The 14,172-nt window shown below is 47.6% G+C and carries 13 protein-coding genes; 10 read left to right on the top strand and 3 right to left on the bottom strand.

Annotated elements, in window-relative coordinates; translation table 11 throughout:
* Nucleotides 1–163 precede the first annotated feature (163 nt).
* A complete protein-coding gene (locus tag PMIT1303_RS08070) occupies nucleotides 164–616 on the top strand; it encodes a hypothetical protein (protein WP_063398285.1) in 453 nt (150 codons plus the stop codon).
* 443 nt (nucleotides 617–1,059) lie between these two features.
* Here PMIT1303_RS08070 and PMIT1303_RS08065 read toward each other — a convergent pair whose 3' ends face one another.
* Nucleotides 1,060–3,294 (bottom strand): hypothetical protein, encoded by a 2,235-nt coding sequence (locus tag PMIT1303_RS08065; RefSeq protein ID WP_063398284.1) that lies wholly within the window; start codon nucleotides 3,292–3,294, stop codon nucleotides 1,060–1,062.
* A gap of 815 nt (nucleotides 3,295–4,109) precedes the next feature.
* On the opposite strand from PMIT1303_RS08065, the gene PMIT1303_RS08060 reads away from it, so the two are divergent.
* The 4 genes from PMIT1303_RS08060 to PMIT1303_RS08050 all read left to right on the top strand — a co-directional run bounded on the left by PMIT1303_RS08060 (nucleotide 4,110) and on the right by PMIT1303_RS08050 (nucleotide 6,089).
* Complete coding sequence (locus tag PMIT1303_RS08060; RefSeq protein ID WP_231901413.1) at nucleotides 4,110–4,484, top strand: hypothetical protein; 375 nt, start codon at nucleotides 4,110–4,112, stop codon at nucleotides 4,482–4,484.
* Between the two features lie 8 nt (nucleotides 4,485–4,492).
* Complete coding sequence (locus PMIT1303_RS13505) at nucleotides 4,493–4,651, top strand: hypothetical protein (RefSeq protein ID WP_156486978.1); 159 nt, start codon at nucleotides 4,493–4,495, stop codon at nucleotides 4,649–4,651.
* A gap of 101 nt (nucleotides 4,652–4,752) precedes the next feature.
* A complete protein-coding gene (locus PMIT1303_RS08055) occupies nucleotides 4,753–5,340 on the top strand; it encodes an inorganic diphosphatase (RefSeq protein WP_011130644.1) in 588 nt (195 codons plus the stop codon).
* A 107-nt stretch (nucleotides 5,341–5,447) separates the two neighbouring features.
* Entirely contained in the window at nucleotides 5,448–6,089 is a 642-nt protein-coding gene (locus PMIT1303_RS08050; RefSeq protein WP_369818716.1) for a L,D-transpeptidase, read from the top strand.
* 76 nt (nucleotides 6,090–6,165) lie between these two features.
* Here PMIT1303_RS08050 and hemC read toward each other — a convergent pair whose 3' ends face one another.
* Nucleotides 6,166–7,119: a hydroxymethylbilane synthase gene (gene hemC, locus PMIT1303_RS08045; protein ID WP_063398282.1), complete on the bottom strand. Its 954-nt coding sequence runs from the start codon at nucleotides 7,117–7,119 to the stop codon at nucleotides 6,166–6,168.
* A gap of 960 nt (nucleotides 7,120–8,079) precedes the next feature.
* On the opposite strand from hemC, the gene PMIT1303_RS08040 reads away from it, so the two are divergent.
* From PMIT1303_RS08040 to PMIT1303_RS08025, 4 genes are all read left to right on the top strand, one after another.
* Nucleotides 8,080–8,367 carry a hypothetical protein gene (locus PMIT1303_RS08040; RefSeq protein ID WP_156486977.1) on the top strand — a complete coding sequence of 96 codons (288 nt, stop codon included), beginning with the start codon at nucleotides 8,080–8,082 and terminating at the stop codon, nucleotides 8,365–8,367.
* A gap of 241 nt (nucleotides 8,368–8,608) precedes the next feature.
* Nucleotides 8,609–8,863, top strand: coding sequence for a hypothetical protein (locus PMIT1303_RS08035; RefSeq protein ID WP_063398280.1), 255 nt, complete (start codon nucleotides 8,609–8,611; stop codon nucleotides 8,861–8,863).
* A 184-nt stretch (nucleotides 8,864–9,047) separates the two neighbouring features.
* Complete coding sequence (locus tag PMIT1303_RS13500) at nucleotides 9,048–9,362, top strand: hypothetical protein (protein ID WP_156486976.1); 315 nt, start codon at nucleotides 9,048–9,050, stop codon at nucleotides 9,360–9,362.
* 244 nt (nucleotides 9,363–9,606) lie between these two features.
* Complete coding sequence (locus PMIT1303_RS08025) at nucleotides 9,607–9,879, top strand: hypothetical protein (RefSeq protein WP_156486975.1); 273 nt, start codon at nucleotides 9,607–9,609, stop codon at nucleotides 9,877–9,879.
* A 260-nt stretch (nucleotides 9,880–10,139) separates the two neighbouring features.
* On the opposite strand, the gene rpoD is transcribed toward PMIT1303_RS08025, so the two are convergent.
* Nucleotides 10,140–11,474, bottom strand: coding sequence for an RNA polymerase sigma factor RpoD (rpoD, locus tag PMIT1303_RS08020; RefSeq protein WP_063398277.1), 1,335 nt, complete (start codon nucleotides 11,472–11,474; stop codon nucleotides 10,140–10,142).
* A gap of 390 nt (nucleotides 11,475–11,864) precedes the next feature.
* Between rpoD and priA the strand changes: the two genes are divergently transcribed.
* The gene (gene priA, locus PMIT1303_RS08015) at nucleotides 11,865–14,168 is read left to right on the top strand and encodes a primosomal protein N' (protein ID WP_063398276.1); all 2,304 of its coding nucleotides are present in this window, start codon (nucleotides 11,865–11,867) and stop codon (nucleotides 14,166–14,168) included.
* Nucleotides 14,169–14,172 lie beyond the last annotated feature (4 nt).

Raw genomic sequence — 14,172 nt, 5'->3', positions numbered from 1 at the left:
TTGAAAACGTCTGCTGCCATTGCTAGATCAAATTAATTGCATTGAAGGGTAGGGCATTGGGTGAATGGCATCTTCCTTTGGCGTTAGATGTTCTTACTAATTATTTTCTTTCTTCTGGGATTTCTCCAGGGCCCGTTATGCTTGATACAGCAGAACGTCGCAAATGAAAGGTATTAATAGCATATTGGCTGCCATTGGCGTCATGCTTTTGGTGTTTATTGTTATCACCATGGGGATAATTCCTAGAGATAATGTTATCATTAAGCAAGTTGCTGAAAGCCAGCTTGATGCTAGGCGCGTAGCCAGTGCTCAATTGAAGAATAATCAAGTGGCAATTAATCCAGCAGTAACTAATCCAGCAGCCACTAATCCGCTAGCTATTCAGCGAGTGCAAGCTAATTCAGTAACCAACCAGCGAGTACCGAATGATCAAGTATCAACAGATGAGACCACTGTAGAACAGCGGGGCTCTAAATGTGCGCCTGGCTGGGTAGAGGCAGGCGATGGCATTTTATGTGTGCCTGGATTGTTTAAGGTGCTTGATGTTGCTGATACGGTCGGTCCGGGCGAGAAGAATTGTTGGGCTGGAGGGATGGTGCTTAATTGCCGTGAGTGAAAACTTTTTTGCCGGGTAATTAATCTATGGAATATAAACTATTGTTTTATTCATCTTCGGCTTGCAAGTCTAGCTAATTGCAAAGTATAGGCTATGAGAGTTTAACTTTCTAGATTCAAAGACTTGATTAGTAGCATTAATCTAAATCTAGGTGCAATGTATTGCTCCTAGATGAGGCAGTCTTTAGACGCTCAATTGTTCTAGCTATGGGAGCAGTTACTATGCTCTAGAGAGTGTTATTAATTGGCGATCAGGTAAGGCTGATGTTATTGGCTTTGCAAGGCTCCTGGTATGAATTTGCCGAGACAGTAAATGTTAAAAAGTTCATTTTATAGTTTAACAAACAAGACTCGTGCTGTAATTATTATTTAATAAGGTTAGATCTTGAGTGGATTATTTTTGAGGTAGTACGCTTACTTTTCTTGGTGTTGATTGATTAAGATTTAAACATAACCGAATGGTAAATCAATAGTAGAGCTTCTACCTTGCCCCAGGAGAGCATGCGCAAAATCTGATGCACTTTCGTATTCGTCTGCGTGAGCCAGGCCCCATGTCGTCAACTCGTTTGTTGACTCTTTAAAGAAGTATTCTTGCATGCCTTTCAGAGTTTCCTTTAATGCTGATGAGTTGGAGTTCAAAAGAGAGTCATAATCATCATATATAGATTTTCCCTCGGCTTTTGCTGTGATAAGCGGGTCGCGCCAATCAGCAACATAATCATAATCATTTGAATCACCTAGAATATGCATATTTAGAAGGCCAACTTCTTGTAATTTATGAATATTATACCCATCAAACTGCTTCGCATAATCTAAGAAAGTGGCAATGTGGTTTCCTTTAGAATAAAGAAGAACAGAGGTGCCAAATATCTCTGCTTCAACAGATCCACCCTTAAAGATATGCTTGTCTGTATATTCTAAATCGTTTACGGTTAGTCCATATCTTTTTGGAGCTTTTGATAGATCTATGGTTAAGGTGTCAGAGCCGCTGCCGAGGTTGATTTCGTCGACTAGATTATCATCTAGTGTTACATAAACATTGTCATCGCCAGCGCCTGAATCTATATAGTCTCCACCGTTAATCGCCCTAATAGTGTCATCCCCGTCGCCAGACTCAATACTATTACCACTAGATCCATTGTTATCTGCGAATATTTTGTCATTATAGATTGAACCTTCTACATGGTCTTCGCCAGAATATGTATGAACTGTTTGATTTGGACCATTTAAATAGAACCTGTCGTCATATTTGCTGCCCAAATAAACACCATTGGCTTTATTGGCTTCATCATACAAGACGCCTATATTTTTCTCAACGCCATTAACAATTAAAGTGTCTCCTTCGTGAGGTGTATAGCTTGTAGATTCCATCGCATTTTCGGTTGACAAGTCATCATTTTGACTTTCACCTTGAAGGCTGGTTGCGCTAAGATTAGACACCCATTCCCCTCCAATTATCACATACTCCTTGATCTCATGTTGGCCTACATCTTTTAGACTAACTGTACCACTTGACCAAAGTCTATAAAGGCTATTGCCCATTTGGCTCGCTTCATATATATGTTGGTGCCCAGGAACCATCGCTGCACGGCAGTAATGGTAAACGTCTGCAGCTGTTACACTCAAAGGAGAAGGTGAAGTAGCTACCAACCCCAGTTGGTTGGAAGCTGAGGCTAAAGCACCTTTCGCCCCAAATGAACCTGCTGCTCCATAGTTGTGCGGATAGTCGAGTACTGCAGGAGAGTTATATGTCATTGGAAGAGTGCCCTGCGTGTAAGTTCCCAGTAGGGCGATACTCTTACCTGGTTTGACCTTGTATGTATTCGAAGCTGTTGTTGTTGTTGTTTTAGTGTTGTGGTTGCTAGATGTCTTGTCACCATTAAGCCCCCAATTAGTGCCAACAGTTGTTTGAAAAGATGCATCTACAGCCCCTAAGGATGCACTAATTCCCGCTGTCGCTTCTACACTTGTTTGACTTGACCATCCGTGTGACTGATCAACGCTTGCGCCTGTTTCAGAAGTAAATGTTATTGTGTAATCTTCGGTGATTGCAGCTCCCCCCTTGGGGACACTAATTTGGAACCAATCCTTTTTTGACCCAGTTCCCTCCGTAACGTCTGTCAGAGGACTTATTGTTGGACTTGCGCCATTAACTCGGCGATTGCTAGATCCATGCACCTTTAGATCATGCGCATTTGTTTCAGGGGCAAATGTGTTGGGGTGAATAGCTAGGCCACTTAAATATTCACTAGCAGATGAATAGGGGTTTACTGTCTGTGGTTGATTAAAAGCATTCCGAAAGGGGCCATTCCGGCTCAATGTCTTGTAAGCCTGCTTGCCAAGGTTAGGTAGATTCTTGGTCCCGGCTGTTACACCTTCCACACCAGCGTCATACCATCCGTCGATGCTCCAGCCATGGAAAAAAGGGAGTGTTTTCTCTTTCGCTACTGCATAATTAGCTCTCGAGACTATTCTCATATCATAGGCGAGCTGTTGATTTATCCATGCCCAGCCAAGGCCAGAGATGAGCGTTGCTCCAGTTGGGAAAATAGAAAAATTTTGGGCTTGTTGTTGCTGGACGTCCTGTAGAAATTGGTATTCTGGTATTGGGAGGCCACCCCCTGAATATTTTTCGGGTATGCTATATATAGGATTGGTATATCCTGGATCGTAGCTCATTAGAAGGATCTTGTAATTGTTATGAATACTAATTATCTTTTTTGGACTTACTCGAGAAGCTTAAGGTGTTCATCTCTTTTGCGCAATGTTTAGTAGCATTGCCGTGTTCTGATTGGATTTTGGGAAATGACTCTTTGCAAAAGCAGGTTTGCTGCTCTTGCAAAGAGTCATTAGGTCCATCTGAATTTTGTCTACTTGCATGGTGGTGGAGTTTGATTTGTTGCGAAATCAAAAGAACGTAACGTTTCCTTCGCTTGTCAACAATTGAATTGGCCATTCTAATTAAGGTCGAGCGATGGAATGTTTTACTTATAAGATAGTTCTGTTGCGAGTGCCTGTAACGCTGTTTATTGGGATTGCTGTTTATTTTTACAGTGGGTGGAAAATTGTTTGAACTGCTCAAAGTTTTTTGGGATTAATTCCAATTGCGCTGCAGATCATTTGTGCTTTTGCCTTTAATAGAGAAGCCATAGAGTTGATTGCATTGAGAGCTCTCTATTGAAGTCTTGCTAATGCCTTTAATCGTAAAGCAAGATTAGGTTTGACACAATTTTGGGTTCTAGGAGTTTGCTGGAGCCCTAAGTTTTATGGAGCTCTATAATTCCATACCATCGCTTAGACCAACTGCAGTAATGGGATAGGGCATCGCAATGGCTCGAGCCTGGCTCTGCTTTGTGTTGTGGCATTTGCTTTAGATCTGTGCTTCTTTGAATAGGGGCCGATACTGTTTTATGCAAGCCGAGCAACGCAGCTACAATCAAGCAACGCCCTTGTGGGTACAAGTTTGCATCGCAAGTCGATGGCCCTTCGCGCTGGTGATCTCGATTGGTGTGCTTTCGGCAACAGCGCTGCAGTTGCTCAGCCGGCCGATTCCAATTCGCATCGTTGGTGGATTGCAAGTGGATCAGATTGATCTGCCCACCGTTGACATCAACGCCGAACAGCCACTCTCTGTGCAAGGTAATGTGGCTGTGAAGAATGGCGTGACGATTAACTCGAATAAGGCTCTGCCGATCCTCGGCCAAGTGTTGGTAGAAGAGATTAAAGGAAGCGTGAGTGTGGATGAAATTCGAACACCGGTGGATGTGGTGAATTCATCTCCGCTACAAGTGCAAGGTAGAGTTAATATTGATGGCAAGGTTAATGTGGAAGGGAGTGTCGGTGCTTCTGTTAAGCCTAAGCTCTTTTGAGTTGTCTCATGGAAGCAAAGAAGATGATTGGCAAATGCTTCTCTTTTAACGAGAAGTTCTTGATTGAATATTTAGATGGTCAATCATTAATCTTTTTATTTGTTCTTTTAATCAAACCAACTGCTCTGCCAGCTGTTGGTTTGGTTCACTCTCGTGGTTTTGGATAGTGTTAAGCATCTTTTGTTGAATCAATCACTTTGGATTCGTTGCAGCGATGAGCTTGATCGCGGCGCCCCCGTAGGATGCGCCGCTGGCGACTTCGCTACTTATGGCCAACATCGATCAGGCTCCAAGCCGCAGCACTCCCAACCTCTTGCATGTGTTGCCTGCCTTTGCCGATGAATCGGAATTGCGGCTCAACACGATCGTGGAGCTCAACTCCAACACGATCAATAAATATGAGCTGATCACGGAAACAGGTCACCTCAAGCTTGATCGTGTCGGTTACTCCTCCCTGGCCTATCCCTTTGCCTACGGTTGCATTCCTCGTACATGGGACGAAGACGGTGATCCACTCGACATCGAAATCGTCAGTGTCACAGAGCCGCTGGTGCCTGGCTCGATCGTTGAGGCAAGGATCATTGGCATCATGACCTTTGATGATGGTGGTGAAGTCGACGACAAAGTGATTGCTGTGCTGGCTGATGACAAGCGCATGGACCACATCACCAGCTTTGAACAGCTCGGAGAGCAATGGCTGAAGGAGACCCAGTACTACTGGGAGCACTACAAGGACCTTAAAAAGCCTGGTACCTGCAGGGTGAACGGCTTCTTAGGGGTGCAAAAGGCTGTCGAGATTATCAAGGCCTGCGAAGCCCGTTATCTCGCTGAGATCGATCCAAAACTGGTTGATTGATCTTTGCGGCAATGGTCGTTGGCAGCGAATGAACATGGCCTGAACGGTTTTGTTGCTCGCTGTTTATCTTGAGACTGATCAGTCTTTGCTGGCCCGTGTCAAGCCTGTTGCGCCGTCCGTTTTCGCTGTTGCCTGTTTCATTGATCCTGGCGGGAGCTGTTGCTTTGCCAGGCATGGTTCAAGCATCTGTTGAGATCCCAGCGGAAAATACTGAAGCGTCTGCATCGCCTGAAGTCTCAGCGGATAACACTGAAGCGCCGGCATCTCTTGAAGCCTCAGCAGAAAACTCTGAAGCGTCTACATCGCCTGAAGTCTCAGCGGACAACTCTGAAGTGTCTGCATCGCCTGAGATCAGTACGAAAGTTGTCTTGCTGCTTGGTCGTCGTGAAATCAGTGTGATCCGCGATGGCGAGAAGCTTGGCCCCTGGCCGGTTGCTATTGGTGATCCTCGTACACCTACTCCTACAGGTGTCTTCAAGGTGGAGAACAAAGTGATCAATCCGCAATATCAGAGCACCAAATCTGGGCGAGTGAATCCTGCGATTGGGGTTGCTAGTCCCCTTGGCGATCGCTGGATTGGCTTTCTGCAAAGTGGTCAGAACCAATTCGGCATTCATGGCACCCCATGGCCCTACTGGGTCAATGCAAAAGCTGCAGTCACCAATGGCTGTGTGCGCATGCTTCATGCGCATGTACGTCAGTTGTTTGACGTCGTCGAGGTGGGAACAACTGTGGAAATTCTGCGCTGATCCTTGTCAGCGCAGCCAACACACTTACGAGTGATTGAGTGATCTCGCTAGCTGGCTCAATAGAGATTGAGAGGAGTCAGGCTTCTGGCCTGACAGCAGCGAAGATCTCCGCAAGGATCTCTCCGGCGCCTTGAGATTTCAGGGTTTCAGCGAGTTCCTTGCCGATGGCTTCACATCGATCAATTGGGCCGCGCTGCTGATCACGTATCAAGCGTTTGCCATCCAAGCTGGCAACCATGCCCGTGAGCAGTAATTCATTGGCTTCGATGCGGCTATTGACACCGATGGGGACCTGGCAGCCCCCTTCTAGTTCTCTTAGTAAGGCCCGCTCAGCAAGGCAGCGCTGCGCTGTTGGTTTGTGTTCCAGTGCCTTGATGGCCTCGAGGACTTCGGGGTGACCCTCCACGCATTCAATGCCTAGGGCTCCCTGGCCAACGGCATGAAGGGAGATCTCGCTGGGAATCAACTGATGAATGCGATCTCCAAAGCCAAGCCTTGTCAGACCTGCTGCTGCAAGGATCAGGCAGTCATAGTTGCCGGCATCCAGTTTTTCAAGGCGGGTGATCACATTGCCGCGCACATCCTTAAACACCAGATGGGGGTAGTGATGCCGTAATTGGGCGAGACGCCGTAGCGAGCTTGTGCCAACGATTGCCCCTTCAGGCAGGGTGTCGAGTTGATGCTCGGCATTCTTTTGATTTACTACCAGAGCGTCGGCTGGGTCTTCTCGCTCAGTCACGCACCCAAGCATGAGCCCTTCGGGAAGATTGGTGGGTAGATCTTTGAGGGAATGAACAGCGATATCAGCTCGGCCGATCAGCATCTGAGCTTCAAGCTCTTTCGTGAACAGGCCTTTGTCGCCGATCTTGGCAAGGGCGACATCGAGAATTTTGTCTCCCTGGGTTGCCATCGCTTCTACCGAGATGGCAAGGCCAGGGTGTGCTTGCTCCAGTTCCGCTTGCACCCAATTGGTTTGCACCATGGCCAGCTGGCTTCGGCGTGAGGCGATGCGCAGTTGGGTGAGGACCATGTGTTCAGAACTCCAGCCCTCCAGATTAAGCAGTCGACCCCACGATCTCCGCGATGGGCTGCTAATCCGTTAATGCTCTGAGGGGAGGGAGGTTTTTCGGTTGTCTGTTCAATCAATAGGTCTTGTTCATTTCCTTTCCCAAGACCAGCAAGAGATGTAAGAGCTCCCTTTTGGGAAGTAAATATCACTTCGCAACTATTGAAAAAGGGATCAGGAATATGTTTAACTTGTCTCCAGATTGCATGCTAAAAAATAAAATTTTTCCTAATGATTGGCTTGATTGTATTGAATGCGGAGGCGCTAGCTTGATGGAAAGGTTTTGGCTTTTGTTAGAAGGATGGAGGCATTTTATATCTAATATGAATGGTCATAGTAGTTAAAGTATTTGGAGTGCCTTTGATCAGATTGAGAGTTGCTTTTTCGCGGCCTTGGCATAAATAGCTTTTCTGCTTTATTGATATTAGGAATTAAAGATATCAGTGGCTGACAGCTCTTGATCGCCTGCACTAAAAAAGGGGGCTTAAGCCCCCTTTTTGGATTGACTTTTACATTGATTGCTTGATGCATTCCTTTAAAGCATCATTGTGACTAGATTGTGCTTTCTGGTATGAAATTGTGGGTTTATTGTAGAAAGGGATAATCTGTTTCAAGAAATGGTGCAATTAAACGCGGAAAATTCGCAGATAGACAATCCTCATTAGACGAGGCTTCATAAGAGTGGATGGAATGGGCCGATAGTATCGTTAGATCTTGAACTCGATGCATCATCACTGGGGGGTGTCTGCTGGAGTTATTTGCAGACAAGTTGATTGATATCTTTGTCTAAAGAGAAGTTAGAGTGTGACCAGCCTCACAGAAGTGATTGACTCAGATCATCACAGCTGTCGCTGATTTGGGAGATGGTGTGTTTGTCGGCGGAATCAATTCCAACGAACTTAAATACACTACTCATTTTTAATCATGACTACATTTACAAACCAGATTAACCAAGCTGACTTTGAAGCACTCGTTATGAGTGAGCTTGAAGACATGGAGCTTTCCCTTGAGCAGCTTGAAATGATTAGCGGTGGAGGCTGGTTAAGAGATAAAATTAAGCAGGTACTTGATTGGGTCGAACGTAAGTATGGCGATGGTGATGGAGTGCATGAATGGAGCGACTATGAAGATGAAATTAGAAAAATCCTCACCCCAAAGCCTTGTCCTGAACGACCTGAACGGCAAATGATGCAGCCTTGTCCTACTGATTGAAGGCTGATCCTTGTAGATAGAATATATTTTTCTATACATGTCTACGGCAACTGCAAATTGCTTTAAGGAGATCTTTATTGCCCCGCCATTGAGCGGGGTTTTTTTATAGCCTTTTCAGCTTGTAATTAAGATCACAGGTGAAGATGACTCAGATCATCACAGCTGTTGCTGATTTGGGAGATGGTGTGTTTGTCGGCGGAATCAATTCCAACGAACTTAAACACACTACTTATTTTTAATCATGACTACATTGACAAACCAGATCAGCCAAGCTGAATTTGAAGCACTCGTTATGAGTGAGCTTGAAGACATGGAGCTTTCCCTTGAGCAGCTTGAAATGATTAGCGGTGGAGGCTGGTTAAGAGATAAAATTAAGCAGGCACTTGATTGGGTCGAACGTAAGTATGGCGATGGTGATGGAAAGCATGAAGTCAGTGACTACAAAGATGAAGTCATTGCTATCTTTAAATGGTTCATTGAAAAATCTAAGGGATAGAGATACAAGATCGCCTTTCAATAAGAACATGTTTTTATATGCATGTCTCTGGCGAATGCAGATTGCTTCAAGGAGATCTTTGTTGCCCCGCCATTGAGCGGGGTTTTTTATAGCCTTTTCAGCTTGTAATTAAGATCACAGGTGAAGATGACTGAGATCATCACAGCTGTCGCTGATTTGGGAGATGGTGTGTTTGTCGGCGGAATCAATTCCAACGAACTTAAACAACTACTCATTTTTAATCATGACTACATTGACAAACCAGATCAGCCAAGCTGAATTTGAAGCACTCGTTATGAGTGAGCTTGAAGACATGGAGCTAACTCCTGAACAGCTGGCATTCATAACTGGTGGAGGCTTCAGGTCTTGGTCTAAAAAAATAATCAAGAAATTAGGCGACTGGGCCGAACGTAAGTATGGCGATGGTGATGGAGTACATGAATGGGAAGACTACAAAGATGAAATTAAAGACATCATCCTTGGTGGTCCTTGGTTTTGATTGAAGGCTGATCCTTGTAAGTAGAATATATTTTTATATGTATGTCTACGGTAAATGCAGATTGCTTCAAGCAGATCTTTATTGCCCCGCCATTGAGCGGGGTTTTTTGTAGCCTTTTCAGCTTGTAATTAAGATCACAGGTGAAGATGACTGAGATCATCACAGCTGTCGCTGATTTGGGAGATGGTGTGTTTGTCGGCGGAATCAATTCCAACGAACTTAAATAAACTACTCATTTTTAATCATGACTACATTGACAAACCAGATCAGCCAAGCTGAATTTGAAGCACTCGTTATGAGTGAGCTTGAAGACATGGAGCTAACTGCTGAACAACTGGCATTCATAACTGGTGGAGGCTTCTTGTCTTGGGTTAAAAAAACAGCCAAGAAAGCAGCCGACTGGGCCGAAAGTACTTTTGGTGATGGTGATGGAAAACATGAAGTGAGTGACTACATAGACGAAGTCCTCTGGGTTGTTGGTGCCCTATCTAGTAAGAGAAGTGGCAACGAAGACTGACCCCTTCTAGACAGGAAGTATCTTTATCACCCCGCCATTGAGCGGGGTTTTTTATGTTGTAGACATGTTGGAATAAATAATTGAAGCTGTTAATACCAAGCAGTTGGACCCATCGTCCTTGTAGGGCGAGACAACACGTTGTTGCTCTGAAAAGTTATGGGTGTTGTGGTCTGAGTAGGTTTCAAGGCCTTTTCGGCATCTGATGGCGGGCATAAAAAAAGAGGGCTTAAGCCCCCTTTTTGGATTGACTTTTAAATGGATTACTTGATGTATTCCTTTAAAACACCATTGCGATTCGGGTGGCGAAGTTTGCGCAGGGCTTTGGCTTCAATCTGACGAATGCGCTCTCGTGTGACCTCAAAGATCTGTCCAATTTCCTCGAGGGTTTTCATGCGGCCATCGTCAAGGCCATAGCGCAGACGCAGAACATCACGTTCGCGGGGGCTGAGGGTTGCGAGAACACCTTCTAGATCTTCTCGCAAGAGATTTTTGGCGACATCTTGTTCTGGATTCTCAGTATCAGATTCGATGAAATCACCAAGTCTGGAGTCTTCCTCTTTGCCAATCGGTGTCTCGAGGGAGATGGGCAGTTGAGCACTTTTTGCGATAAATCGAAGTTTTTCGATTGTCATCTCCATGCTTTCGGCAATTTCCTCTTCTGTTGGTTTACGGCCAAACTCCTGGCTCAGCACTTTGGTTGTTTTTTTGATGCGTGAGATTGTTTCGTAGAGGTGAACAGGAAGACGGATTGTGCGGCTCTGATCCGCAATTGCTCGGGTGATGGCTTGACGGATCCACCAGGTGGCATAGGTGGAGAATTTGTACCCTTTCTCGTGGTCGAATTTTTCGGCAGCACGAATTAATCCCAGGCTGCCTTCTTGGATTAGATCCTGGAAGGACAGGCCTCGATTCATGTATTTTTTGGCGATCGAAACAACCAGCCTTAGGTTGGATTGCACCATCTTTTCCTTGGCTCGGCGCCCCAGCATCAGGCGACGGCGGAATTTGATGTTGGGCATTTCAACAAGGGCAGCCCATTCCTTGTTGTTGGGGTAGTGACCGTGATCACTATTGAACTGCTCTGCTAGTTCCTCTAGATGCAGGAGGTCAGCAATTTTGCGGGCTAGTTCAATCTCCTCGTCTGGACGCAGCAGGCGGATACGGCCGATCTCCTGGAGATAAACCCTGATGGAATCTTCGGTGTAGACGCCTTTAGGACCGATCTTGATATTGGCTAGAGCTCTGGCCTTCGCGTCTGCTTCGCTGGTTGCTTTAGCAGCAGCTTGGTTGCTTTCAGTTTCAGCGCTGGTCTTAGGGGCGCTTGTCGCTGCCGCAGCAAGAAGTTTGTCAGCGGTTAAATCAAGGGTTTTGCTGACAGTAGGGGTAGGGGTGGCTTTTGCTTTTTTTGCTTTGGGGCTGGACGCTTTTGCCGCAGAGCTGACCGGCTTGGCAGCAGTCTTGGCCTTAGGAGTTGTTGCCTTGACTTTCTTGGCTTTGGCTTTAACAGTGCCTTTGGCCACTTGGGGTTTGGCAGTCTTTGCAGAGGCTTTTGGCTTGGCCTTTGCAGCTGCTGCTTGGGTGGCTGCAGGACTCATGGCAGGTGAGGGGAATGAAAGAGGAAAGTGGGAATGAGGGAGCAGAACCCAGGCTTATGCAAAACCATGCAAAAGTGGCCACTGCAGCACCGACGGCTCACAGCATCAGATCAGAACCTCATAAACAAGTGATCATCTGAGCTAGAAGTAGCCTGACGATCCTGTTATCCAGGTTGAGACTTGGGATGCTCTGATTTGGAGCGAAAGGAACAGGAAATGTTTTTGTGGACCAAAGCAGGGCTGTCAGGGGCTTTCTCAGACCGACTGAACTTTTATAGAGGGTTCCCTATAGAGGCTCGAATTTCGTGTCTTCCCACTGGACGGAACTCTGCTTGGTTCCGACGACAGCCTTTGGACTGTCCAACATTGACATTCTAAAAAAAACTTGTGATGCCTGCAAGTCCTGATCCGGCTGAACCGGCCCCCTGCTCTTCCGAATGCTGCGCAGAGGTGGACGTCTGGTTGGAGGCAGGTCGTGAAGGGCGGTGTTTCACCTATGTAGACAGCAGACGGTTAGGGGTGGATTTAGGGGACCTCGTCGTCGTTCGCCTGCGGGGACGAAGGATGCACGGCCTCGTGATGGATCGGCGGATCTCGTCTCCTTTTGATCGTGGGCAGGCCTCTGGGAGTGAAGCGCCGCCGCGTCACTTAGAGGCCATCGAGGCTCTTGTGCAGTCTGCGGCGGTAGATCCTCTCTGGTTTGGCTGGATTGAAGCGATGGCTGTTCATTGCCATATCAGTTCATTTCGCATGCTTAAAGCAGCTTTGCCGCCTGGTTGGCTCGGTCAGCGGCAGTCTCATCAGGCGGAGCCCCATCGACTCTGGTGGATTCAACTCGAATCTTCTGCGATCAATCCCCAGAATCTTCCTCAGCGTCAGGCTGATTTGCAGGCGGCCTTGGCTGCAGGGGGTGGTGGTGCATGGCAGAGGGATCTTCAGGCTGCTGGCTTCGGGTCTGGTCTTGTCAATGGCCTCATCAAGCGAGGTCTCATTCGTAGGGAAAAGCGTCAACCTACTGATGCCTCCAACGGGCTTTCCTGCTCAGATGCTTGTGATCAGGATTTGGAGGTGCCTCAGTCTCTGACGGTTGAACAGCAGGAGGTTGTGGAGGCTTTCCAATCCCAGCCTCTTGGCACTGGGATGCTGCTTTGGGGGGTGACAGGCTCGGGCAAGACAGAGGTTTACTTGCAGCTTGCGGCAAGAGAACTGCAAGCCGGTCGTCATTGCTTGATTCTCACGCCGGAGATTGGTTTGATCCCTCAGTTGGTCGATCGTTTCCGTCGCCGTTTCGGAACCAAGGTTCTGGAATATCACAGTGGCTGTTCCGATCGTGAACGGGTGAGCACCTGGCGGCAGGGGCTGACTGCTGCCACTCCATTGGTGGTGGTTGGTACTCGTTCAGCAGTCTTTTTGCCATTGGCACCATTGGGTTTGATCGTGCTTGATGAGGAACACGACAGTTCTTACAAGCAGGAGTCACCCATGCCTTGCTACCACGCCCGTGATATGGCCATGGATAGGGCCAGGCGAACTGGCGCCAGGGTGGTGCTGGGAAGCGCTACGCCTTCGCTTGTCAGCTGGAAGAACCTCGCTCCTCAAGGCCAGCTTGTCTTGGCTCGACTGACCCGTCGCATTTCCGATCAGCCCTTACCGCCTGTGCATGTGGTTGATATGCGACAGGAATTGGCCGATGGCCATCGTCGCTTGATCAGCCGTCCATTGATGGAACGTCTTTCGGCATTGCCTGAGGCCGGTGAACAGGCGGTGGTGTTGGTGCCACGACGCGGCTACAGCAGCTTTTTGAGTTGTCGTAGCTGTGGAGAGGTCGTGCAGTGTCCTAACTGCGATGTGGCGCTTACGGTGCATCGCAGTCGTCAAGGGCACCAGTGGTTGCGTTGCCATTGGTGTGACCATCGCGCTGAGGTTGAGTCCAGTTGCCATAAATGTGGATCGAAGGCTTTCAAACCCTTTGGTGCAGGCACGCAGCGCGTGATGGAGCATCTCGTTGAGGAGCTCCAGGGTCTGAGGTTGTTGCGTTTTGATCGTGACAGCACCGCTGGGCGTGATGGGCATCGCCGTTTACTGGAGCAATTTGCAGCAGGGGAGGCAGATGTGCTGGTTGGCACCCAGATGTTGGCCAAGGGTATGGATTTGCCTCGGGTCACTCTTGCGGCGGTGTTGGCTGCAGATGGTTTGCTGCATCGCCCTGATTTACAAGCTGGAGAGCAGAGCTTGCAGCTATTGATGCAATTGGCTGGTCGTGCAGGACGTGGCGAGCGGCCAGGCCATGTGCTTGTTCAGACTTATTGCCCTGATCATCCTGTGATTCTCCATTTGGTGGATGGTCGCTATGGCGAGTTCCTGAAAGAAGAGGCCTGTCTTCGTCATGAGGCTGGTTTGGTGCCTTATAGCCGGGCCTGTTTGTTGCGTTTGTCAGGTGATTCAGCTGCCGTGACAGCCACAGCTGCTGCGGTCCTCGCTGAACAGATCAAACCCCTTTGTGAGGCTCAGGGTTGGTCTCTTGTAGGACCAGCGCCAGCTCCGATCGCACGGGTCGCTGGTCGAAGTCGTTGGCAACTGCTATTGCATGGTCCGGAGGAGAGTCGTTTGCCGCTGCCATCAGGATCGACTCTTTGGAATGGATTGCCCCGTGGGGTTTCCTTAGCGGTGGACCCAGATCCCATTCAGCTTTGATTAG

Source organism: Prochlorococcus sp. MIT 1303, assembly GCF_001631965.1.
GTDB classification, from domain to species: Bacteria; Cyanobacteriota; Cyanobacteriia; order PCC-6307; family Cyanobiaceae; genus Prochlorococcus; species Prochlorococcus marinus_D.
This window is presented reverse-complemented; position numbering and strand designations above follow the sequence as displayed.